The organism is Odoribacter sp. AF15-53 (assembly GCF_003479425.1).
Lineage (GTDB): Bacteria > Bacteroidota > Bacteroidia > Bacteroidales > Marinifilaceae > Butyricimonas.
Genome location: NZ_QUHC01000004.1, coordinates 97,825 through 121,544 on the forward strand (window position 1 = coordinate 97,825; position 23,720 = coordinate 121,544).

Genomic DNA, 23,720 nt, shown 5'->3' on the forward strand with positions numbered 1-23,720 from the left:
TATTATGAAAAACAAGTTGTTATTATTAGTGATTTTAGGTATCACGTTTTTTGCTAGTTGTAGTGATGATGATGATAAGTATGGGCCGAAAGATTTTAACGGGACTTATTCTGCAGCGAGTACAGATCATGTATTAGATTTAAAGTATAGTAATGCTATATTTACGGGGAAATCCGTGGAGTTTAACTCGGTTGATGGGAAGAAAGGGACCTTCAAGTTACAAGGTGTCGTGCCGGGAGAACAAGAGATTGTTATTCCGAACGTGGATTTGACGGGTAGTAATTCTGTTTACTCGTTTTCGGTAGAGGACAAGGATGCCGATCGTACCGTGACTTTGACGGGAACTGTCGAGAAAGGAAAATTGAGTTTGAAGGTTGACGTGAAGTTTGCCCAGAATGATTTGATGAATACATGGGATTTTTCGTCGGTAAAGATGGCATGGACTCCTCACGATTATCCTTTGACGGAGGTTGACCTGGGTTTTACGAAGATGAAGTTGACCACGGGCTTGCTTGCGACGATGGCTCCTACTATGTTAGGAAAAGAGTTGAAAAATTATTTGCAGAACGTGACTTTCAGGGAAGACGGGAATATTGTTGCCAAGTATAATGCAGCTACCGCCACGGAAGCTGATCCGGAGCCCGCGGCTGACTGGCAGGCATCGCCATTGAATCTGGTTCACTATCGCGTAAAAGATGGTGTTTGTTACGTGTACCTGAATATAGAGATGATCATGCGTCAGGTGGAGGAAGATCAAGCCGGAGGACGTTCTACCGGTACGGATCCGATACTTGGTGCCTTGGAACAGCTTTTGACAAATGGAATTCCTGTTCATTTCGAGATCACGGACGGGAGTGCATTGTACGTGTATCTGGACGAGGTTGTGTTGAAACAAGTTGGGCCACTGGTTCCTATGCTTGAAGGATTAATTCCTGATGACATGGCATTCGAAGCTACTTTTTTGGGAAAAACGATTTCGGTTCCTTTAAAACCGATCCTGGAGAATTTGCCGGGTGCGTTAGAGGCTACGACTGCTATGGAAGTCGGGTTGAAGTTTAATGTTACCGAGTAGTATTTGATATGATTTACCGGGCATGCGTTTTAAGGCGTGCCCGGTAAGATTAATTAATAGGTTACTTCCAGTGATTTTACCCATAACGTACTTTCGGGGGCACCTTTATAGGCGTCTCCTTCTTTGCTGGGGGTACAAACAATGGCGATTTTGTATTTTTGGGAGGTCGGATCAAACGTGCCGTTACCCGTGGATTCAAAATTGACTGTTTTTTCTATAAAGCTATCTTGAATTCCACTGCTAAAAGCGGCTTTAAGGATGACTTTGTCTGAAGTGTTGATGTTCGTCCCGTCTAGGTGATCATTATAAGAATCTACCTCGTACACATAGGCCGTCAAGGAGCATTCATCCGTTTTATCCGGAACTTCTTCTGCTGTGACTTTTGTTCCGAAGCCAGACCCGGTGATTACCGTGTTGAAAAATTTGGGGCCTGGCGTGTATTTGTACGTGAATTTAAATGCAACGGGTGCTTTTGTTCCTCGGTATGCTTCCCCGAAATGAGTACTTTTCAGGGGTGCCAGTGCATCCAGTTCAAATGTGCCGTTGAATAACGTTCCGGCCGTGACTTTAGGCATAACTGCGATCAAAGCGTATCCACCGTAAGTGTCTCTGGTTAAGATTTTAGCTGCATCCCCGTCTTGGCTAACGGGATAAGGTGTAGCTGTTAATTCCGGATGCCCGATCATTCCTCCTGATAGCGGGAAGAGGTCTGCAGCAGCGTTAGAACTAGCCAGGTTCGCGGGTTCTTGGTATTCTTTCTCATCGGGGGTGTTCCAGTTGTCCATTTTGTAAACGGATTTGAATTCCGACATTTTTTCCAAACGGAGGGTTTTGGTTGCGGGATAACGGACGTCTTCCGGCGTGATGTAATATCTTACATCGTATTTTTCTCCTTCGATCTTGGAGAAGTCGATAGCGTCATTTTCTTTAAGTTTGGCTTTCGTCCCGTCAGAGTATCGAACCACGATGGAATCGAGGGTTGCTCCTTTCGGAAGTTCAATCTTGGGTGTCAACTTTAATTGATTGGCCGTGGCTGTTTCCCATATATTGAAAATGTAAATCGAGGCCGTTTTTGAGTTGTCCGGTTGGGTCGCAACAGCTTCGCCTTCAATCGTTAATTTGATTTTGGTGTCCGTGTTTTCAGTGATCGTGTCTCCCGTGAAGGTAACGTTAACAACTAGTGGCGTTGCGTTCACGGAGAGGTTCAATTTCATGATATGATTTTCAACGATGGCTCCACGGGCAGTTAGCTTCACTCCCTCAACGCCGGGGATATCCAATCCGGTAAGTTCTCGATCTTTTGCGGTGAAACCGTATACATCTCCTCTTTTAACGAATGGGATCGTGTCAACCTGAATTGTTCCCAAGTTGATACCTTGGAAGGAGAAGTTTTCGATTTTTAGGCGAAGATAATTCGGGTCTTTGCCAGAGGGCTTGCTCACGTACACGCGTTGGGTCATGGTTACGGGTTCTATTCCCAGGTCGATAGTCATTTCTCCCTTGAAGGTTTTGTTATAGAAGTCTTCGGCGCTTGTCGGTTCGCCTTCTATTTCCGTGATTGTGATGTTTATTTCCATGATATCATCCTCGATGTTGGCGTTGGCCTGGACTTTATAGCCGCTAATATTATCCGTGATAGAACCTGTTAGCTGGCTGTAGTAGGAACGACTAAGGGCTTCGAAGGTAACATTGGGTATCTCGAATTCAGTGTATCCGGGGACGATATTGATTAACTTGAAAGAAGTGGTATTGTCTTCTTTTTGAATGATTTGCACGGAGGCGTTTTCGGTAGTAGCGGCTCCGGTGATAGTCGCTTTTAAGTTTTCCCCGGAGTATTGACCGACGACCTTGTCTATCGTGGGGGGTACCGGATCGTCATCGTCCTTGCAGCCGGTGAAAAATACTATGCTTAAAGCTAATAACAATAAAAGTTTGTTTTTCATACTTCATTAAATATTAATTAGACATCTTTTTATAATCAGATTTGCAATATCAATAAACCTTCGTTTATTGATGACGTATGAACAAACATTACACCGGTTGAAATTTAAGAAAGACCACATGGCTATATAGCTAGAAAATAAAAACATGGTATTATTAAATAACAGGTAATTAAATATATACGATTACGAAAATGTTAAAATCATGCATTGGTTGCGTTATTTGATTAATTTTGCACGTTTTTTGCTATTGATAAGGCCATGTAGCACAATAAACGAAGGTTTGTTGATGATGAAATAATTTGAATAAAGGATAGAAACGAATGTTTAATTATTATTTAATGAAGTATGAAAAATAGATTTTTATGGTTGTTGATTTTGGGGATGGCGTTATTTGCCAGTTGTAGTGACGATGATGACAAGGATCCGTTCAAGAATTATTCTGCGGATTACTCTGCAGATAAGTTGGATTTGAAGTTGAACGGAATGGATATAACAGGAGCGTCTGTTGCTTTTAATTCTATTAATAAAGAGAATGCTTCAGTTACATTGAAAGGGTTGATCCCCGGGGAATCGGCTTTGGAGATAAAGAATTTGGTGGTTACGGAATTGAGTGGTGACGATTATTCTTTTATCGGGGAGAATAAGAATGATGATCGTACGGTCTCTGTGGAAGGTGCTGTAAAATCAGGAGTATTGAGTTTGAAGACTGGGTTCAAGGTGACTTCGAAGGTTGTGGGTGAATGGCAATTGGCTCCAGTCGAAACAGATGACAGCGGCGCTCCTCTTTCGTCAGGATTATATATGAATGTTATTCCTGAAGCGGATACTTCAACAATAATGGGATTACCTGTATCAATGTTTATACCAATGGTTTCTAATATAGGAGGACAAATTTTACCGATGTTGTTGAAAAAGGTAGAATTCAAAGATAATGGAACCTTGATTGCAACTTATTTAGAGAATATGGATGAAATGGGTTCTGGTGAAGGTAATTTTGTACAATCTTCAGAAGAGTTGGTAAGATACAATGTAAAAGATGGACAGATATATTTGTCAATAAATATTGCTTTGTTAATACCGGATATGGCATCGTTGTTAATTGGTCGAAGTGAGATGGGATTGGAGGAAATGATGAATATGGTTGTTAATGGAATTCCTTTGAAATTGGATATTAACGAGGGAGGAATTAGAGCTTACGTGGATCAACAAATGATGTTACCATTTATGAATCCTATTCGGGAGTTATTGATTCCGATGATGCAGGGGAATGAGGATATGAAAGAATTAGTTCCTCTTGTTTATGATGTTATCCGTTTAGTCGAAAAAAGTAAAACGATAGAATTGGGGTTAGATTTAGTGCCTTATGTAGAGGCTGAGCAACCTCAGGCTTCAATGGCTTTACCTAGAACTATTAAAGAAACAGTACATGTACTGCAACTAAAATAGGAAAAGAATAAATCAATTTATTTGTAGAAGGTAGTTCAAAATACTCGGTTATTGCTTGAATTAAAGTTTGTAATCCAATCTTTAAAAAGTAATTAACTTGTAAGAGAGTATTTTGAACTACTTTTTTATAAATCGTATTTTATGTTGCGCTGATGTTTATTTAATTAATGGGATTTGTTCTTCGTAATTCAAGGGCTAAATTGAATGTATAATTAAAAATAATTTTCTCCAATTACAGGCTGTTTGGCTTGGTATTTGCTAAGTAGTGTAAATCCAATGGAAAAATTATTATTAATCGGTAATTGAATTATGATGAAAAACAAGTTTTTATTTTTAATTGTCTTGGGATTAGCATTCTTGACTAGTTGTAGTGATGATGATAAAGATAGTCCGAAAGATTTTAATGGAACTTACTCTACGACAAGTACGGATCATGTATTAGATTTGAAATATAGTGACATTGTGTTGACTGGAAAAAATGTGGAGTTTAATTCGGCAGATGGAGTGAAAGCTACATTAAGATTGAAAGGTGTCGTTCCGGGAGAGGAGGAAACTGTTATTTCGGATATTGAATTGGTCGAAAGTAATTCTATTCATACATTTGCGGCAGAGAATAAAAGTGATGTCCGTACGGTGACTTTGAGTGGTTCTATTGAGAAGGGAAAATTGACTTTGGGGGTAAATGTGAAGTTTGTCGAAAACGATTTGATGAAGAAATGGAATTTGACGGGAGTGAAGATGACATGGTTGCCTAGGGATTATGTTTTGATTGAGACCCCTAAGAAGATGAATACGGGTGGTTTCGCAACTTTGCTTTCTTTGTCTGGAATGATGTTGAAACAGTATTTACAAGATGTGACTTTTCAGGAGGATGGAAATATTGTTGCAACTTATAATGCGGCCACAGCTACAGACGAGAATCCGGAACCGGAAGCTGATTGGCGGCAATCTCCCTTAAACTTGGCTCATTATTGCGTGAAGGATGGTATTTGTTATGTATACTTGAATCTTGACATGATTATGAATCAAGCGAATATGGATCAAGTTGGTCGTTCTACAGGTGTAGATCCGACGTTTGCTGTTTTGGAGAAACTTTTGACAGAAGGAATCCCGGTACATTTTGAAATTGCATCAGGGAGTGTGTATGTATATGTAGATGAAGTTTTGGTAAAACAATTGAGTCCCTTACTTCCTATGGTGGGTAGTTTGATTCCTGATGATTATGAGATTCCAGTTTTGAAAGTTCCTGCTAAAGCTCTTATCGAGAGTTTACCAGGAGCGTTAGCCGTGACTACTGAGATGAAAGTAGGTTTGAAATTGGCACCTGCGAAATAATTGTTTGTAAATAAGAGAGCTGATGATATGCATAATTGTCCGGAAGACTAGTCTTCCGGATTTTTTTTTCTTTAAATATTAAAGAAGAGGTTTGGAAAATAGTTTTCCTTTTATATATTTGCAGCACGAAAAAGACAAAATATGAATAGTACATTACATCATATGCATCATCATTGCCATCACTGTTTTCAGGTGAGATGATGCTGTTGTGCTGTAATTTGAAATAAAGAAAGTATAAACGAGCTCGCCTGAATCAGGCGGGCTCGTTTTGTTTTTTTCGATAGATAGATGCCTTTCCGGATTCAGAGCGACGATAAATCAGACAAAAATGGTGAAGTTAAAAGTCGCGATTCAAAAATCAGGTCGATTGAACGAGGATACCCTCGAACTGCTGAAAGAGTGTGGAATTTGTATTAATAACGGGAAAGATCAATTGGTGGCACAAGCTTCGAATTTTCCCTTGGAGGTGTTGTATTTACGCAATTCGGATATTCCTCATTACGTGGAGGACGGGATTGCTGACGTGGCGATTATCGGGGAAAATACGGTGATCGAGAAACGGGCGAGAGTGTTGAAATTACTGGATTTGGGATTTTCCGGGTGTCGGGTTTCTATCGCTATTCCGAAATCGGAGGAGTTTACCGGGCTCGGTTGGTTGCAGGGGAAGCGGATAGCAACTTCTTATCCTAACACGCTGAATGATTTTTTGGGACAGAATAATATTCAGGCGGAAGCGCACGTGATTACCGGATCGGTGGAGATCGCTCCCGGTATCGGGTTGGCAGATGCAATATGTGATATCGTGAGTTCCGGGAGCACTCTTTTGAAGAATGGTTTGACGGAGGTATACACGTTGTTTAAGTCAACGGCTTGCTTGGTTGCTAATCCTACGTTGGATGCGGAGAAACGGGAGTTGATAGAACAGTTGATTTTTCGAATGAAGGCGGTACTGGCGGCCAAGTGTAATAAGTATATTTTATTGAATGCACCGGAGGAGAGGTTACAAAAGATTTGTGAGCTGCTTCCGGGAGTGAAGAGTCCCACGATTATGCCGTTGTGTGCAAAGGGGTGGTATTCGCTTCATTCGGTGGTGAACGAGAACAAGTTCTGGGAGTCGATCGGGGCGTTGAAGGCGGCGGGAGCCGAGGGGATTCTGGTGGTGCCGATAGAGAAAATGATCGAGTGAGTCGCCTGCGGCGAGTTTCGGGTTGATAGGTTATAAGTTACAGGTTTTTATTAATTGAAAAAATGATATGATGAATAAGATTTTGTATCCGGGAAAAGAGGAATGGGCGAAGGTTGTGGAACGTCCGGTGAATAAGGGGGAAGATTTGGAAAAGGTGTGTAAAGCGGTGTTTGACGAGGTGGCGAGAGACGGGGATGAGGCGTTGAGAAAGTACACGTGGTATTTTGATCGGGTGAAGTTGGAGCGGTTTGAGGTGACGGAAGAGGAGTTTCTGGAGGCGGAGAGGTTGGTGAGTGAGGAGTTGAAAGAAGCAATTCGGGTGGCTAAAGGGAATATCGAGGAGTTTCACAAGGTGCAGGTTCCCGTGAGGTGCGAATACGTGAGCGAGCGGGGATTTCGTTGTTGGCAGGAGGCTAGGGCGATTGACCGGGTGGGATTGTATGTTCCGGGAGGTAGTGCCCCGTTGTTTTCGACGGTGTTGATGTTGGCTGTTCCGGCAAAATTAGCCGGGTGTGGGGAAGTGGTGATTTGTACGCCTCCGGGAATGGACGGGCGGGTGAATCCTGCCATCCTGTGGACGGCTCGTTTGTGCGGGGTTACGCGGGTTTTCAAGGTCGGGGGGATTCAGGCGATTGCGGCTTTGGGGTTAGGTACGGGGAGTATCGGACGTGTGGATAAGATTTTCGGGCCGGGGAATCGTTTCGTAACGGCGGCTAAACAATGGGTGGGGAGATACGGTGTGGCGATTGATATGCCCGCAGGGCCTTCGGAGTTGATGGTTGTGGCGGATGAAACGGCACGGGCTTCATTCGTGGCGGCTGATTTGTTGTCCCAGGCGGAGCACGGGCCGGATAGTCAGGTTATTTTGGTGACTTGTGATGAACGGTTGATTGATGAGGTGGAAAAGGAGTTGGTCGGGCAATTGGAACGGATTCCAAGAAAGGCGATTGCCGAGGTGGCGTTGAGAAATTCTAAATATATTGTTTTGGGTTCTCGTGAGGAGTGCGTGGAATTGGTGAATTGTTACGCGCCGGAACACTTGATGCTAAGCGTGAAGAATTATTTGGATTGGGTACCGGAGATTCGTAATGCGGGTTCCGTGTTTTTGGGACATTATTCTCCGGAGAGTGCGGGAGATTATGCTTCGGGGACGAACCATACGTTACCCACGAACGGGTATGCTCGGATGTGTAGCGGGGTGAATATGGATGCCTTTATGAAGAAGATCAGTTTTCAGGAGATTACACCGGAAGGGTTGAATTACTTGGGAAGGACGATAGAGGTTATGGCGGATAACGAGAAGTTGGAGGCGCATGGGAATGCGGTAAGAGTAAGAAAGATAAAAGTTAAAAGCTAAAAACTAAAAGATGAAAAGGTTCGGTGATTGCTATTTAGAATTTGAAATTTAGAATTTAGAATGATGGATTTTGCAAAGATCGTGAGGGATAATATAAAGGGGGTACAGGGGTATTCTTGTGCCCGGGAGGAATTCGAGGGAACGGGTGTCATGTTGCTGGATGCGAATGAGAATCCGTTTGAATCGGGGTATAATCGTTATCCCGATCCTTACCAGCGGGAGTTAAAGGAGGTGATCGGGCGGTTGAAAGGGGTGGAGGTTTCCCGGTTGGTTCTGGGTAATGGAAGTGACGAGTTGATTGATATGTTGATACGTACGGTTTGTACTCCCCGGCAGGATAATGTGATTGTTTTTTCGCCCGGATATTCGATGTACGAGGTGAGCGCGCGGGTGAATGATGTGGAGGTACGTCGCTTGGATTTGGACGAGGAATTTATGCCGGGGTGGGATGCGTTGTTTGATCGGGTGGATCAATACACGAAGATGATTTTTTTCTGTACGCCGAATAACCCGGTGGGGAACGTGATTCCTTTGGAACGGATAGAACGGGTAGCGGCACGTTTTGATGGGGTGGTGGTCGTGGATGAGGCGTATATTGATTTCGCAGATATGGAGTCTGCCGTTAAATTGCAGGATGCTTACCGGAACGTGGTTGTGTTGCAGACTTTGTCGAAGGCATGGGGGTTGGCTGGATTACGGGTGGGGATTTGTGTGGCGGATCCGGAATTGGTGGTTTATTTGAATAAGGTGAAGCCGCCTTATAATATCGGGATTTTGACTCAACGGAAGGCGTTGGAGGTTTTGCGAGATGAAAGTTCTTTCCGGAGGGAGGTGGAGATGATAAAGAGCGAGAGGGAGAGGGTTATAGGGATTTTGCGGGGATTACCTTGGTTGGAGGTGGTGAGTGATTCGGAAGCTAATTTCGTGTTGGTTTGTTGTGAATGTTATCTGGAGTTGTACAAGTATCTGATTGAGAACCGGGTTGTGGTACGAGTACGGCATATCCCTCCCCGGTTGAGTTGTGGGTTGCGGATTACGATCGGGACGAGGGAGGAGAATAATTTATTGATTCGGAAATTAAAGGAATATCGCCTTCAGCGAGTTACAAGTTATAGGTTATGAAAAAGATATTGTTTATAGACCGGGACGGAACGATTATTCAGGAACCTCCGGGAGATTATCAGGTGGATAGTATGGAAAAACTGGCGTTCGTGCCGGGTGTTATCGGTGCATTACGGGAGATCGTGCGGGATACGGATTACCGGTTGGTGATGGTGAGTAATCAGGATGGTTTGGGAACGGGGCGTTTCCCGATGGATACTTTCCTGCCACCACATGAGTTTATGCTGAAGACTCTGGCGGGGGAAGAGGTTGTTTTTGACGAGGTATTGATTGACGAGAGTATGCCTGAAGATTGTTCTCCCCGGAGAAAGCCCGGAACAGGAATGGTCGGGAAGTATCTGAATGAAAGTTTGGACCGGATGAATTCTTACGTGATCGGGGATCGGTTGACGGATATGCAGTTGGCGGAGAATATGGGAATTCGAGGAATATTTTTTGGAGAAGAAGAGGGGGAAGGTTTGCCGATTGTTTTGAGTACGGGGTCATGGGGTAAGATTGTCAGTTTTCTGAAACAAGGAAGTCGTCAGGCGATTCGAGTGAGAACGACGGCGGAGACGGCGGTACGTGTAGCTCTCGATTTGAACGGGACGGGACAAGGGGAGGTGAAGACCGGGATCGCTTTTTTCGATCACATGCTGGAACAGGTTGTTCGGCACGGGGAGGTGGATTTGGTTATTTCAGTGAAAGGAGATTTGCAGGTGGATGAACATCACACGATCGAGGATACGGCTATCGTGCTGGGAGAGTGTTTTGCGGAGGCACTGGGGGGGAAGAAGGGGATCGGGCGATATGGTTTTGCTTTGCCGATGGATGAGGCGAAAGCCGAGGTTTTGCTTGATTTCGGGGGACGGAGTTGGTTAGAGTGGAACGCCACGTTTAGCCGGGAGTACGTGGGTGATTTCCCCACGGAGATGACGAAGCATTTTTTTGCCTCGTTTTGTCAGGGTGCGAGGTGTAACCTGCACGTGACGGCGAAGGGAGAGAACACGCACCACACGATAGAGGCTATTTTCAAGGCTTTTGCCCGTTGCTTGAAAATGGCGGTGAGGCAGGAGACGGGGGGAAGGGTGCCGTCGACGAAGGGGGTAATTTAGGATAATTGAAAGTGAAAAAATAAACTCCTTCACCGGCTATGCCGCCAAGTGAGCCCGAAGCGGTCTACTCTATAAACGAGGGGACGGAAAAAGTCCTTTTGGGAGGAATAACTACCCCCTCCGGCTCCCCCTTACACAGGGGGAGAGCTGATTAGTGAGTGTAGATCTCTTACACGGGGGAGAGAGGATTACCAAGCGGTTTCCCCTCCTGTGTAAGGAGGGGCTAGGGGTGGTAGTTCAAGATAGTAGAACTTTTGCAGCGTCCTCATAAACAGAGGAGGAGCTGGTGACTCTTACTGAAAATGTGGGTATTTAGAGAAATTTAGAATTTAGGATGAAAAAAAGGATAGAATTGGATGATAGGGAAGAACTTGTAACTTGTAAACCTGTAACTTGTAACTCACCGAAGGTGACGATTATAGAATACGGGGCGGGGAATTTATTTTCGGTGAAGGCTGCGGTCGAGCGATTGGGGGGAGAGGTGGTTTGTAGTGCAGATCCGGAGGTGATCCGGGGGGCGGATAAGGTGATATTTCCGGGGGTGGGACAGGCGGCAGCGGCGATGCGACAATTGAGGAGGTACGGGTTGGATCGGGTGATCCCGGAATTGGAGGTTCCCATGCTGGGGATATGTTTGGGTATGCAGTTGATGTGCGCTTACTCGGAGGAGGGGGCAACGGAAGGGTTGGGGATATTTCCGATGCGGGTGAACGAGTTCGAGAAATCGAGTAAGGTGCCTCACATGGGATGGAACGGGGTGTATGATTTGAAATCCGGGTTGTTGGAAGGGGTGAACGAGGGTGAACGGGTGTATTTCGTGCATTCGTATTACGTGCCCGTGAGTGAGTATACTGTGGCCTCGTGTGATTATCAGGTGGTGTTTTCTGCTGCGATTCGGAAAGGTAATTTCTGGGGATGTCAGTTTCACCCGGAGAAGTCGGCGGGGGTGGGAGAAAGGATTATTGAGAACTTTTTAAAAATGTGAGTATGAAGATAACAGTGATTCCGGCGATAGATATTATCGGGGGAAAATGTGTGAGGCTTACCAGAGGGGATTATGACGAGTGTAAGACTTATTATGATGATCCGGTGGAGGCGGCTCGGCGGTTTGAGGATATGGGAATGGAACGCTTGCATCTTGTGGATTTGGATGGGGCTAAGGCTTCCCGGATAATGAATTTGCACGTGTTGGAGCGAATTTGCATGGCTACCGGGTTGAAGGTTGATTTTAGCGGGGGAATAAAGCGGGAAGAGGATATTTGCCGGGTGTTTGATGCCGGGGCTTCGTTTGTTTGTGTCGGGAGTATGGCCCAGAAAGATCGGGACGTGACTTCCGGGTGGTTGGAGAAATTCGGGGCGGATCGGGTTATTATCGGGGCGGATGTAAGGAATGAGCGGGTGTGTATTCAGGGGTGGAAGGTGGAGACTCGAACCACGATTTACGAGTTGATAGATGCTTATTTGCCGATGTTGAAGTACGTGATGTGTACGGATATTGCCCGGGACGGGATGTTGGGAGGAGTTGCTTTGGATTTGTATCGAAAGTTGGTATTCCGTTATCCGGATATTTCGCTGATCGCCTCGGGAGGGGTCGGTTCATGGACGGATGTTCGGGCGTTGGAGAGTTTGGGGGTGTCGTCCGTGATCGTGGGAAAGGCGTTGTACGAGGGGAAAATGGAAGAGAGTTTATAAGGTTTGTGGACCCCTGTGGGGCGCTTTGTTGACAGCAGTTTGTGCTGCTGGATTAAATCGGAAATCATAAATCAAGAAATAAGTCTGACTTTGTGTAGCTGGAATTTAAAATCTAAAATCTAAAATTTAAAATTAATATGGTATTTTTAGCGAAAAGGATTATTCCTTGTTTGGATGTGAAGGAGGGGCGTACGGTGAAGGGGGTGAATTTCGAGAATTTGCGGGATGCCGGGGATATTGTCGAGTTGGCCGGGCGGTATTCGGACGAGGGGGCGGATGAATTAGTGTTTTTGGATATCACGGCAAGTAATGACTGCCGGAAGACGCGGTTGGAATGGGTTGAACGAGTGGCCCGGCAGGTACGGATTCCTTTTACCGTGGGAGGAGGGATCGTGTCGGAACGGGATGTGGAGGCTCTTCTGAGGAAGGGGGCGGATAAAGTGTCGGTTAATTCGAGTGTCTTGAAAGAACCGGGGTTGATTGACCGACTTGCCGCAGCGTTCGGGAAACAGTGTATCGTGGTCGCGGTGGATGCCCGGCAGGATGGGGGTGAGTGGCGGGTGTACAGTCATGGGGGACGTGTGGAGACGGAACGGGAACTTTTTTCATGGGTGAAAGAGGTGGAGGAACGGGGGGCGGGAGAAATTTTATTCACTTCCATGGATCATGACGGGACACATCAGGGATTTGCTTGTGATGCGGTTGCCCGGATGACAACTCTAGTCAATGTCCCGGTTATTGCTTCCGGGGGAGCGGGGTGTATGGAGGATTTTTATGATGCTTTTACCCGTGGACAGGCGGATGCGGTGTTGGCTGCCGGGGTGTTTCATTTCGGGCAGGTTCGAATCCCGGAGTTGAAGTGTTTTTTGAGAGAAAAAGGTATAGTTGTTCGATAAATGAAATAGAAATGATAAACGTTACAGAATTGAAATTTGATGCAGCCGGGTTGATTCCGGCTATTATACAGGATGCTGATACCCGGGTGGTGTTGATGCAGGGATATATGAACCGGGAGTCAATTGCCGTGACCGAGCGTTCCGGTAAGGTGTGTTTTTTCAGTCGTTCCCGACAACGCCTGTGGACGAAAGGGGAAGAAAGCGGACACTTTTTGTTTGTGAAAGAGATGTTGGCGGATTGTGACCGGGACTCGTTGTTGGTGAAGGTCAATCCGGTGGGGCCCACTTGTCACACGGGACAGGATACGTGTTGGGGAGAGAAGAACGAGGAGGCTGATTTCTTGTTTTATTTACAGCGTTATTTACAGAAAAGGAAAGAGGATTCTCCGGAAGTGTCTTACACGGCTCGTTTGATTGGCAAGGGAATTAATAAAGTGGCGCAGAAGGTGGGGGAAGAGGCTGTCGAACTGGTGATCGAGGCCAAGGATAATAACGAGGAGTTGTTTTTAAATGAAGCTGCCGATTTGATGTATCACTATATCGTGTTACTGATTGCGAAAGGGTACGGGTTGGAGGATGTGATCGGGATGTTGAAGGGAAGACACAAGGAGTGAATTTAGAATCTTATTGATTCCGTGATACTTGATTCCGTGATCCGGTTGCCTTGGGTGTTGTTGATAAATTGTTTTATTTGCTAATCAGTTTCCATTTCACGGCATCGGCAAAAATCATTTGCACGGGATCAACTCCCTTGTCGCTTAGTGTGATGCTGTTTTCCCCGGCTTGCAGTTCGTATACCCCGATAGAGGCCCAGCAACTGTAGGTTTGATCTATTTTCAAGGTGACGTTCTCGATGCCTTCCTTGGTTGTCAACGTGTAGTATTGTTCGGGGATTCCTTTGAACAGGGGTTGAGCGGGATGGACGTAAATGAAGATTTCGTATCGCCCGGTATTGGGTAATTCGATGGCCCATGTGGCGGGGCTATCGCCTTTCCCGGATGTTTTGTAGAGGCAACTTTTGATGATATTCCCGTAATAGGGGCTTGCCTCGACGTAAGAAGTCCATTGTACCGGGAGCTTGGTACCTTGGGTATATATTGATGCGTCATCGAAAATGTACGTTTTCTCTTTTTTCCCGTTGAACGGGGAGCCGAGTTTCTTTTTTTTCGAAGATTTTAACCGGAATCCCGGGTCCTCGTTATCCACGATGATCTCGGTGGGATCAGGCAAGAATTCTCGGGGATTCATGGTGAATTGCCCCTCGGAAGTGTCGCTCGTGATGCCCATGATTTTATTAATCCATCCTTGTGTGATGCCGGAGGGGAGATTTCGTGAAAGATTCAGGTCAATATAAATAATTTCAGGTTTTTCGTGAAAGACCTTTTTTATGTTCCAGCAGCTCCCGGCGGGGACGTGGTATATTTGCCACTTGTCTTTTGGTTCCCCCAATTTGGAACTTAAGGAGATAAAACCGTCAACTTTTCCGTTATTTTGTATCTCGAAACTGACTTGGTAGGTTATAAACTCGCCCGGCTCTATTTTGCATACCTGAATATTCCTGACAGTATAAGCGGGAATCTCCTTAGCCTCGTACCACCCGGGTAATACCGAGTCGAGGTCGACCTCGAAGTGAGCTTTTATTTTGCGGTTGAGATCATTGAAATCGAGTTCCCGAAACGAGTGCATTCGTTTGTACTCGCTGATGAACTGTTGTGTTTTTACCGACGTGTTTTTAGAATCGAGAAGATTAACAAGTTCTCTTGTTTTTAGTTTGAGAATGTACAGGAACACGTCTTCCGGTAGCGTCGGGTCTGTGATCGCCTCTTTCAGGCAATGAGACGAGAGATAGCGTGAAGCGGCGAGCGAGATTGAGTTCCCGTAGAATATCGCCGAGGTGGGCTTGTCGGAGGTTTGGAGTAGAAATATGATTTTATTCATGACCGGGTAATTATCAGAATAGATGTAGTTTGGTAGGCGATCGAACAGGGGTTGCAGGCATTGCTCGTTGGGTAGTTCCACTCGTGTTCGGTTACGTTTAGTCAGGTCGGGGATAAAGATATTATGCGGGTAAAACGGGTGAAATGAATTTCTAAATATTCGATTTGTAAAAGCTTTCAGAAATCTTTCTTCCCGTGTTTCATCACTAAAGAAACCTATCATTTCCCGGATAGTTTCATGTTGTTTTCCATCTTTAAAGAAGCGGGTGGGGTACAGGTTTCGGAGGTTAATCCATCTCTCGGGAAACAAGACGATTTCGGGTTGCACGAAATCTCCTTGATTTTCCCATCTTCGTCGATTGGCGTTGAAAGAAACGGGGGTTTCTGCCAGCAGGAACTTATCGTACGGGTATGGTTGATTGAAGTAGTTTTCTATCCTTTCTTTCATGTCGGACACGTATTTTTCTAGCTTCCCTGCTGGAACGTCTTTAAATAATGTGGAGACCGTGTTGTTTTTCTTGAAGGTGTACAGTTCCATATTTACCGAGTCGATCGTGATGGTTTTTCTCTCGTAAAGGCCCGTGCACAAGGTAAGCCCGTGCATGGCTTGCCGGTTCGAGAAACTGGTCGTGTCGCCATGTCGTCGTGGTGAGCCTTGAGAGATCACGGTCCTCTCCCCCGGGACGATTACGCTCAAGCTGAAGCGGGTGAAATCTTTCCTGGAGTTGCAAGGTAAGACGAGGTTCACGGTGGGAACGGGGGTGGGGTACCACAGGCATTCGGGGGTCAAAAGGGTGTATTCCTTATCCATGTAAGCGTAGCGTTTCCCGAAGTAGAGAGGGCAATTTCGCATTTGATAGTCTCGGAAATTTTGATCGTCCGAATCGAGATAACAAATTCGGTCATCAATCGTGCCTTGATAATCGACTTGAATATCTAGTATTTCCCCGTGTTGCAATTTTTGCTCGATCACGATCACCTGGTTCTCCCTTTGGAAGGGAATCTCGTTTCCTGTTCCCCCGGCGAGTCGGGTGATATTCAGCGCCGGGTTCAGGAACAGGATGATCTTGTTGACGGTTCGTCCCTCCCGGTTAATCACCCGTAGGTGACTGGTGGCCGATACGCTTTCCCCTTCTTGTTTGAACGTGATAGCATGTTCGGGCACGTGAACGGGAGAGGAATCAGCAAATTTCATCCCCGTCTCCCTGTAACGGTCACGAGCGATCCCGTCTGCCTTGTAATGGAGGTAGAAGATCGCCCCAGCCGTGATGGCTAGGAGCGGGAAAACGATCCCGACGGTCCCGGGAAGAAAGGTATCTTCCGGGTTGTCGGGTAAGCGTTCCTGTCGAGTAGCGGCGATCCCGAGACACCCGATCCCGAGGGCTAGAAAAGCGATTCGTTGGGTGATGTATGGACGGGGAGCCACGTGTCCTAAAACCTCGGAGAACACGTTCGGAACCGTGGTGGCCATGTAGTCGATCATCCCGTGTTGGATGTCGGTCAAGTAGTACATGGTACAGGTGATAAACCCCGTTAATAGAAGAATGGTTAACGCCCTGTTCTTGATGAACGAGGAGACGAGCGTGGCAAGTCCCGTGAGGAATAGCATGGCGGGGAACGAGAGTGTAACCCCGTAAAAGAGGTAGAGTAAGCCGTCGAAAGGGGCATCACTAGCGAAGAGGTTTATCCCGGCGGCCAACAACATGGATAGTAAGTTAAGAACCAGCAAAACGATCCCGACTCCGAGTGTTTTTCCGGTAATGTACACCAGATTGTTGAAGGGGTGTACCCGCAGGGCTTCTAGGGTATCCGCCCTTTTCTCGGAAGTCCTCCACTCGCTGGTAGCCAGGATAACGAGGACGGACTGGAGGATCATGAACAGGTAAGCGTTTATGAACGGAACGGCCGAGGAGAGGGAGACGAGAAACCATGCCCCGGCGTGCTCTTTTCCTTGCAAGAGGTTTTGCATGATAAAGATGATGATCAAGCCGCTAAGGGCAATCCCGAGGAAGACTGGGTTCCGGCAAATATACTTGCTCTCGTAACGGGCGATTAGGCGGATATTGTGAAAGTTCATAAGTCGATGGTTGACGTGAAACGTTTTGTCTTTTAATAATAAGACACCACCGGGAGGTATGCGGGATGAACAAGAGGTATAATAATTTCAATTAAAATTGTTATTGTTTTTGTTCATCCCTTGGTTCCTTGAACGGTGTCTATAAATTGAGACGTTTGGAAAGAGGAGAGGTATATGTTTAATTAAAACTAAATGCTTATGAAAAGTTTAATTTTGAAAAAATGGATGATGACATTCTTAATTGTCACGTGTTTCGGATTTGGAGCATTCTTTCAATCGTTGAGAATAGAGGGACGTGTAACTGATGAGGTAGGAGAACCTTTACCTGGAGTTACTATCTTGATAAAAGGGACTTCGTATGGAACTTGGACAGATCGTGATGGAAGATTTGCAATACTGGTATCGTCTAATGCTACGTTAGTATTTAGTTTTGACGGATATGAAACAAAAGAAATAAAAATAAAAGAGTGGAAGGCAGGAGATATAAAATTGAAGGAAGCGGCAGTGGAGAATAGATCATTTTTATCTGAAAATAAATTTATTGGAGAGAAAATGTATTTGTTTCTTCCGAGAAAAGAAAATGACGTTGCGTGATTGGTGAAGTACAAACCTATTTTCGGGAATAAACAGGGCAGTAGATACATTTTGTCCGCCGCCCCTTGTTTACGATGATTCTCTTTTCAGGAAATCTTCCTGTTTGTTCATGTCGGGGAACGGGTGGTGTTATTCGGGCAACAAGTATTTCTGGGTATGAGCGTGTTCTTCGGGTAGAATCGGAAGGTGGATCGTTGCGGGGGAATGCCTTGTTGCTGATCGTTCAGGAGAAGAATGAAAGGACGTGTCCCGTGACGTGAAAGGAACTGCCGATTTACTTGCTGGGCAGTTCCTTTTATTTGTTTTAGTGAGATGTTTGCTTGGTAGATTTCGTGTCTTTCGACTCTTTTTTCAGTTTCACGTCTATTGTTGTTTTTTCTCCCACGAGAATTTCTTGGGTTTTCATCCCTTCTTTGGAGTATGTTAATGTGCTATTGGCTGTTGCAATGAAGATGTAGCGTCCTTTTGCGTTGGTCACGGTGCCGATGTCAGTTCCTTTGACCATGATGATTACATCAGGGATGGGTTCTCCGGTCACGCTATCCGTTACAATTCCGGTGATGGTTTTTCCGGGTTCAACAGTTATGGGCGTGGCGTTGCTTCCAAGTATGAAGCTGCCAACTATGGTGCATATTAATAATATTTTAAACATGGCGTTTTGTATTAGTTTGGGTATATATTTCCGGTTATATTGAATAAGCGAGAAGAGACCGGTTTATCACGGGCCGGTCTCTTGGGGGATGGTTAAGTCGTGTAATTAATTTCTATCAGGACGAATACGTGAGTATTTGTAGTGATTGTCGTTGATTAGTGGAAATTCTTCTATGGCGTGTAGTTGCATGCCCCGGGGACGAATAGCCCGGTATTCTACGCTAGGGATGTTTATTCCGGGATAGGCTTGTGAAATTTCGAAGCCCCCGAAATCATCCTGTAACACGACATCTATGACGCTTCTAAAGCTTCTTACACAGACTTTCACGGTTTTCATGCCAAGGTATGAAAACACGAGCGTGTCATTGGGCATGGCGTAGATCGTGTAATTGCCGTCGAAGTCGGTCATGGTGCCAATGTTGGTGCCTTGTATCCTCACTGTTGCACCGATGATCGGGTTTTTGGCTCGGTCTGTCACGGTTCCCGTGATGCCCTGGGCGGATGTTTGGGCAAACGGGCTAAATCCTAGTAATAGAACAAAGAGCACGAGTACTCGTTTCGAAAATGGTTTAGATTTCATAGTTATAATGTTTTAATTAAACAATGGCTGTTATGTGAAACAGCTTGATTTCAAATAATAGACACCGCCCGGATCGGGAGGGGATGAATGAATCTGTCGTTTTTTTTTGAATTTTTTCAAGATAATTTCATCTTCATTCATCCCGTGTCGTGGCGAGTGGTGTCTATTATTTAATTGATATTAAATAATGTGTGGTTTACCTGCATTATTTTTTGAAAGAAAGGAATTCCGAAAATGGATTCTATTTGTTTAATTAAAACTTTAAATTTGTGGAAAAATTAGTATCGAAAAAATGGATGATGACCTTGTTGGTTGTCATGGGTTTCGGGTTGAGTGCTGTTGCTCAAGCGAAAGAAATTGCCGGTAGAGTTTTTGATGATAAAGGAAATACTTTGCCTAATGTCACGATCATGATAAAAGGTACCTTATACGGTACGACAACGAATTCTAATGGAGAATATAGAATTGTAGTGCCTCGTGGTACCACGTTAGTGTACACGTTGTCCGGAATGAAAATTCATGAAGAAATTGTAGGAGATTCGAATGTAGTGAATGTCATCATGGAAGAGGAAACTGATGATCAGGGGCGTTTGTTATTCATGCAAAGATGTGTGTATGGTAAAGTAGGAATGATCGTTGCAATTAAGGAAGATTAGTGTAAATCTAAAAAATAATCTTGTGAGAGGGAGTGTCGGGAATTAAACTTTCGATAATTCCCTCTTTTCTGTGTTAATTTTAGATTTAATGTTTTTATTCGTACGAGCTTCCATTTTTGTTTTTTATATATTTCCATTTAACAGCATCGGCAGAAATGATTTGGTGTGGATGTGTTCCTTTGTCATTTAAAATTAATGTAATTTCTCCCTCATTTAGATGATATGTCCCAATTGAAATCCATTCTTGGGTTGGGTATTCTTTAGAAGTTGTTATAGTAATGTTTTCTTCGATATTTTGATTTTTTAACGTGTAAAATTGCTCGTAAATATTTCTATCTGGTGACTGGAAATATAAGGTAAGAATAAAAATTTCATACTGTCCGGTTTTAGGTAAATGTGCGGTCCATGAAACATGGTGATCACCTTTTCCCGCTTTTTTGCATACGATACTTTTGATCGTGGTACCAAAATAACTACTATGAATGAATTTTGTCCAATGATTCGGGAATATGTCCTTTGTATAAGGTTGCGTTGATATGCTTTTGAATACGGGATTTTGGAATTCTTTTGTGAAATAATTCAATTTCAGTGACTTGATTGGTTCTACGATTCGGAATCCCGGATCTTCGTTGTCTACAATGATCTCGTCCGAGTTAGGTAAGAAATCTCGTGGGGATAGTTGAAACATTCCGGAAGAAGTATCCCGGGTCGTGTTGATAATGGAATTAAAACTTTGTAGGTAGCCGGAAGGAATGTTTTGAGAGAGGGGGGTATGAATGCTTACGGTATGCGTTTTTTCTTGGTATTTTTCCCGGATGCTCCAGTAGGAGTAGGCGGGGATGAGATAGTATTTTTTTTGTTCTTTCCCGTTGGTTGTCAATGAAATGATTCCGTCCGTGTCACTAGTGTTTTGGATTTTGAAACATACCTTGTAACAGTTGTCGTCATCAGTCTCGATCTGGAATATATGAATGTCTTTAATGATATAGCTTGGTATTCGGGAGGAATCGTACCAAGAGGGTAGAATTGATGCGAGTTCTATGTCATATTCTTGTTTAACTTCATGGATAAAAGAGTCGAAGGAGAGGGCTTGAAACGGGAATTTGTTTTTGTAGGTACGGATAAAGTGTAAGAAGTTTTTTCCGGTAGTTTTTAACGTGACATGGTTAAGTAAGTCTCCTGTTTTCAGGCGAAGGATCTCGTCGAAGATGTCTCGTGAGAGGGCTTGGTTATTTATCGCATCTCTGAAACTGTGCGATGAGAGGTAGTGATGAGCAAGATACCATTTTATGTTGCCCTCAAAATTGATGTCTTGGATGTTATTTTGACTTTCAAAGGTGAAAATAACCTTGTTTACGATCGGGTATTTGCTCGATTGCCAGTAGTTTGTGAATGCGTTAAATAACCCTCTGATGTTTTGTTTATTTATTGAATACTCCCTTTGGCTTGACGGAAGGAAAGGGATAAGGAGATTACGGGATGTAAATGATGTTGAGAAATTTTGTAGTGCGATACGGGTGAAATACATCTTCAAATAGATGTCTCCGTCGGAAATATAGTCTTTAATGCCAAGCGTGTTCCTAGATTGTTTATGTGTGGCAATTAATTTCCGCACGTGTTTTGGAGCTAGTTTGCGTAGGGTGATCCATTTTTCCGGGAACATGATGATTTCGGGTTGGACATGCTCGTGTGTATCAGCCCATTGTCTATCATTTGAGGCGAAGGAAACTGGGGTTTCCGTCAGAACGAATCTTTTGAACGGATAACGGAGGTTGTAGTGATTTTCGAAGTATTCTTTTTGTTCCCGTAAGCAGGTATGTAGTTCTTCGTCGGTCATCTCCTCGAACAAGTTGGCCAAGTGGAAATGATTTTTAAAGGTGTAAAGTTCCATGAGCACGGAATCGACCACGATGGAACGCTTCTCGTAATCGCCGATGCAGAGGGAGATAGCGGGAAGAGCGTGCCCGATGTCAAAACGGGTCGTGTCACCGGATAGGCGAGGTGTTCCTTGCGTGATGATCGTTTTGTTATGCCTCTGTATGACGTTCAAATGGAAACGGGTGAAATGTTTCCCGGAGAGGTAGGGTGATCGTAAATTCACGGGTGGGAGGATCACGGGGTACCAGATGGATTCCGGGGTTAAGAGGGTGTAATCGTCACTCACGTAAGCGTAATGTTTCCCGGTGTGCAGGGGAGATGCGTATAGTTGAGAATCCCAATAGTCGGGGGGAGGTATGTCAAGGTAACAGATTCTTTCGTCGATGATGCCTTGGTATTCCAGGGCGAGCGTGATGCTGTCACCGGGGGCGAGAGATTGTTCGAAGCGAATCACTTGATGTTCTCTTTGGTAGGGGATGGCTTGCCCGTGTCGGTTTGTAACGTGGGTGATTTTTAAGCCGGGATTGAGGTAGAGTTTTATTTCTTCAACCCGGGATTCGGTAGGGTTCTCTAGTCTCAAGAGACTCTGGACGAAGAGTTGATTTTTTTCTTGTTTCACGGTGATCTCGTGTTTCTTGACTTGTACCGGGGTGACTTGATCGTGTTTTAATTGGGTTGCCCGGTAGTGTTCCCGGATGGTATCGATGTTTTTGAAATGGTAGAAGAAGTTTGTCGCAACAAGCAGGGCCAAGAAGAGAGTACCCGTTCCGGCCATGCGTGAATGCGTGTTGTCCCGAACGTGGTGGGGAAGTCGCTTTTCGAACCCGATGGCAAGGATTACCGTGGCAATACCGGTGATTAGGAAAAAGAGACGATGCAGGAGGTAGGGAGTGAGTGCGGCGTGTCCCGTTATATCGGAAAAGAGATTCGGTAGGCGGGTGGCCTGGTAGTCGAAAAGTCCGTGTTGCAAGAGGGGCAGGTAATACCATGACACGAGGAAGAAGGCGAGGAGGATTATCAGGGATATCCCTTTCCCTCTCAGCCACCCGGAGAGGGCGGTCGAGATCCCGGTCAGGAAGATCGCCGAGGGGAGGGTGAAAGTGAATAAGTAGAAGATGTAGGGTCGCAAGTGAAAAGGGGCATCACTGTTAAACAGGTGGATGGCGAGGCTCAACGTGATCGAAACGAGATTGAGCGTGAGTATGGTGGCGAGTATCCCGAGGCTTTTCCCGAGTATGTATTCCGAGTTGTTGATCTGCCTTGGTCTTAACGCTTCGAGCGTTTCGGCTCTTGTTTCGCTTCTTCTCCATTCGCTGACGGCTAGTATGATAAGGAAGGACTGGAGGTACGAGAACAGGAGAGCGTTAATGAACGGCAAGCAGGAGGGGAGTGCTATCATGTACCAGAAGGCGGTGTATTGTTTGCCTTGCTGGAAATATTGTAACATGAATATCACGATTAGTCCGAGAATGGCGATCCCGGTGAGTACGGGGGTTCTACGGAGTATTTTGCATTCGAAGCGGGCTACTGTTTTTATGTTTTGCAGGTTCATCATTGTTATGTTTTAGGGGGGACACGAGGTCTTTCCTGTTTATATAATGACACCGCCCGGATCGGGAGGAGATGAATGGAATAAAGAGAATATGTGAAAAAGAGAGCGTTTTATAGTTCTTGTTCCTTGTACCTGGAAATGAGGTACTCCTTTAGTTTCTTCATGGCGGAATACTTTAATGTTTTTATCGTGTTGACGGAAACACCGATCACCTGGGCTATTTCTTTATTTTCATAACCGGAGAGTACGAGGCGCATGATACGGGCACTTTGGCCCGGAAGTTTGTTGATTGCGTCGATGAGTATCTGGTTGATGTCTTCTTCTATCAATCGGTTGAGGACGGTTGGGTGTTCGTATTCTTCAATTTCCAGTTTGTTGTATCTTTTTTTTTCTCGTTCTGTTCCCCGTAAGTAGTTCAATGATTCATTTTTTATCATGGTGTAGAGGTAACTGCTTGCGGATTCAATATCGGGGTAGTTTTCCCGGTTTTTCCAGAATTTGATGATGACTTCCTGGGTTATATCCTGTGCGATGTCGGGCGAGCCGATGAAGCGTAGGGCAACGGCACGCATGGAGGAATAGTGTTTTCGGATGAAAATTTCTAGCTGTTGACTTTCTCTCATAATTTGTAGCACTTATACAGACCGTATTG

Annotated in this window: 20 protein-coding genes; 14 read left to right on the forward strand and 6 right to left on the reverse strand. The window is 44.9% G+C overall.

Annotated elements, in window-relative coordinates; genetic code table 11:
• Window positions 1-4: 4 nt before the first annotated feature.
• Window positions 5-1,072, forward strand: a complete 1,068-nt coding sequence (locus DWW52_RS10280; RefSeq protein ID WP_118715424.1) for a DUF4925 domain-containing protein — start codon at window positions 5-7, stop codon at window positions 1,070-1,072.
• A 53-nt stretch (window positions 1,073-1,125) separates the two neighbouring features.
• On the opposite strand, the gene DWW52_RS10285 is transcribed toward DWW52_RS10280, so the two are convergent.
• On the reverse strand, window positions 1,126-3,015 hold the full coding sequence (locus tag DWW52_RS10285; protein ID WP_118715425.1) for a PCMD domain-containing protein: 1,890 nt from the start codon (window positions 3,013-3,015) through the stop codon (window positions 1,126-1,128).
• Between the two features lie 345 nt (window positions 3,016-3,360).
• On the opposite strand from DWW52_RS10285, the gene DWW52_RS10290 reads away from it, so the two are divergent.
• The 10 genes from DWW52_RS10290 to hisIE all read left to right on the forward strand — a co-directional run bounded on the left by DWW52_RS10290 (window position 3,361) and on the right by hisIE (window position 13,757).
• Window positions 3,361-4,461: a DUF4925 domain-containing protein gene (locus tag DWW52_RS10290; RefSeq protein ID WP_118715426.1), complete on the forward strand. Its 1,101-nt coding sequence runs from the start codon at window positions 3,361-3,363 to the stop codon at window positions 4,459-4,461.
• Window positions 4,462-4,773: 312 nt separating this feature from the next.
• Complete coding sequence (locus tag DWW52_RS10295; protein ID WP_158582556.1) at window positions 4,774-5,796, forward strand: DUF4925 domain-containing protein; 1,023 nt, start codon at window positions 4,774-4,776, stop codon at window positions 5,794-5,796.
• Window positions 5,797-6,124: 328 nt separating this feature from the next.
• The gene (hisG, locus tag DWW52_RS10300) at window positions 6,125-6,982 is read left to right on the forward strand and encodes an ATP phosphoribosyltransferase (RefSeq protein WP_118715428.1); all 858 of its coding nucleotides are present in this window, start codon (window positions 6,125-6,127) and stop codon (window positions 6,980-6,982) included.
• Window positions 6,983-7,052: 70 nt separating this feature from the next.
• Window positions 7,053-8,339 (forward strand): histidinol dehydrogenase, encoded by a 1,287-nt coding sequence (gene hisD, locus DWW52_RS10305; RefSeq protein ID WP_199691990.1) that lies wholly within the window; start codon window positions 7,053-7,055, stop codon window positions 8,337-8,339.
• A 60-nt stretch (window positions 8,340-8,399) separates the two neighbouring features.
• Window positions 8,400-9,461: a histidinol-phosphate transaminase gene (gene hisC / locus DWW52_RS10310; RefSeq protein WP_233556826.1), complete on the forward strand. Its 1,062-nt coding sequence runs from the start codon at window positions 8,400-8,402 to the stop codon at window positions 9,459-9,461.
• Window positions 9,458-10,555: a bifunctional histidinol-phosphatase/imidazoleglycerol-phosphate dehydratase HisB gene (gene hisB / locus DWW52_RS10315; protein WP_118715430.1), complete on the forward strand. Its 1,098-nt coding sequence runs from the start codon at window positions 9,458-9,460 to the stop codon at window positions 10,553-10,555. The genes hisC and hisB overlap by 4 nt, the downstream gene beginning before the upstream one ends.
• 334 nt (window positions 10,556-10,889) lie before the next feature.
• Window positions 10,890-11,540, forward strand: a complete 651-nt coding sequence (gene hisH, locus DWW52_RS10320) for an imidazole glycerol phosphate synthase subunit HisH (protein ID WP_118715431.1) — start codon at window positions 10,890-10,892, stop codon at window positions 11,538-11,540.
• A gap of 2 nt (window positions 11,541-11,542) precedes the next feature.
• On the forward strand, window positions 11,543-12,247 hold the full coding sequence (gene hisA, locus DWW52_RS10325) for a 1-(5-phosphoribosyl)-5-[(5-phosphoribosylamino)methylideneamino]imidazole-4-carboxamide isomerase (protein ID WP_118715432.1): 705 nt from the start codon (window positions 11,543-11,545) through the stop codon (window positions 12,245-12,247).
• 137 nt (window positions 12,248-12,384) lie between these two features.
• Window positions 12,385-13,143, forward strand: coding sequence for an imidazole glycerol phosphate synthase subunit HisF (gene hisF / locus DWW52_RS10330; RefSeq protein WP_118715433.1), 759 nt, complete (start codon window positions 12,385-12,387; stop codon window positions 13,141-13,143).
• 11 nt (window positions 13,144-13,154) lie between these two features.
• Window positions 13,155-13,757 (forward strand): bifunctional phosphoribosyl-AMP cyclohydrolase/phosphoribosyl-ATP diphosphatase HisIE, encoded by a 603-nt coding sequence (gene hisIE, locus DWW52_RS10335; protein WP_118715434.1) that lies wholly within the window; start codon window positions 13,155-13,157, stop codon window positions 13,755-13,757.
• Window positions 13,758-13,830: 73 nt separating this feature from the next.
• Here the strand turns inward: hisIE and DWW52_RS10340 are convergent, their stop codons facing one another.
• Window positions 13,831-17,157: a hypothetical protein gene (locus tag DWW52_RS10340; RefSeq protein ID WP_118715435.1), complete on the reverse strand. Its 3,327-nt coding sequence runs from the start codon at window positions 17,155-17,157 to the stop codon at window positions 13,831-13,833.
• A gap of 198 nt (window positions 17,158-17,355) precedes the next feature.
• Between DWW52_RS10340 and DWW52_RS10345 the strand changes: the two genes are divergently transcribed.
• Entirely contained in the window at window positions 17,356-17,751 is a 396-nt protein-coding gene (locus DWW52_RS10345) for a carboxypeptidase-like regulatory domain-containing protein (protein WP_158582557.1), read from the forward strand.
• A gap of 74 nt (window positions 17,752-17,825) precedes the next feature.
• A complete protein-coding gene (locus DWW52_RS20945; RefSeq protein ID WP_158582558.1) occupies window positions 17,826-18,011 on the forward strand; it encodes a hypothetical protein in 186 nt (61 codons plus the stop codon).
• Window positions 18,012-18,055: 44 nt separating this feature from the next.
• Here DWW52_RS20945 and DWW52_RS10350 read toward each other — a convergent pair whose 3' ends face one another.
• Both DWW52_RS10350 and DWW52_RS10355 read right to left on the reverse strand, forming a co-directional pair.
• The gene (locus DWW52_RS10350; protein WP_118715437.1) at window positions 18,056-18,403 is read right to left on the reverse strand and encodes a carboxypeptidase-like regulatory domain-containing protein; all 348 of its coding nucleotides are present in this window, start codon (window positions 18,401-18,403) and stop codon (window positions 18,056-18,058) included.
• Between the two features lie 105 nt (window positions 18,404-18,508).
• The gene (locus DWW52_RS10355) at window positions 18,509-18,982 is read right to left on the reverse strand and encodes a carboxypeptidase-like regulatory domain-containing protein (RefSeq protein WP_118715438.1); all 474 of its coding nucleotides are present in this window, start codon (window positions 18,980-18,982) and stop codon (window positions 18,509-18,511) included.
• Between the two features lie 269 nt (window positions 18,983-19,251).
• Here DWW52_RS10355 and DWW52_RS10360 point away from each other — a divergent pair, with 269 nt between their 5' ends.
• Complete coding sequence (locus DWW52_RS10360) at window positions 19,252-19,638, forward strand: carboxypeptidase-like regulatory domain-containing protein (RefSeq protein ID WP_118715439.1); 387 nt, start codon at window positions 19,252-19,254, stop codon at window positions 19,636-19,638.
• Between the two features lie 94 nt (window positions 19,639-19,732).
• Here the strand turns inward: DWW52_RS10360 and DWW52_RS10365 are convergent, their stop codons facing one another.
• Complete coding sequence (locus tag DWW52_RS10365) at window positions 19,733-23,071, reverse strand: ABC transporter permease (RefSeq protein ID WP_148315352.1); 3,339 nt, start codon at window positions 23,069-23,071, stop codon at window positions 19,733-19,735.
• 107 nt (window positions 23,072-23,178) lie between these two features.
• Entirely contained in the window at window positions 23,179-23,691 is a 513-nt protein-coding gene (locus DWW52_RS10375) for an RNA polymerase sigma factor (protein WP_118715442.1), read from the reverse strand.
• Window positions 23,692-23,720: the final 29 nt, after the last annotated feature.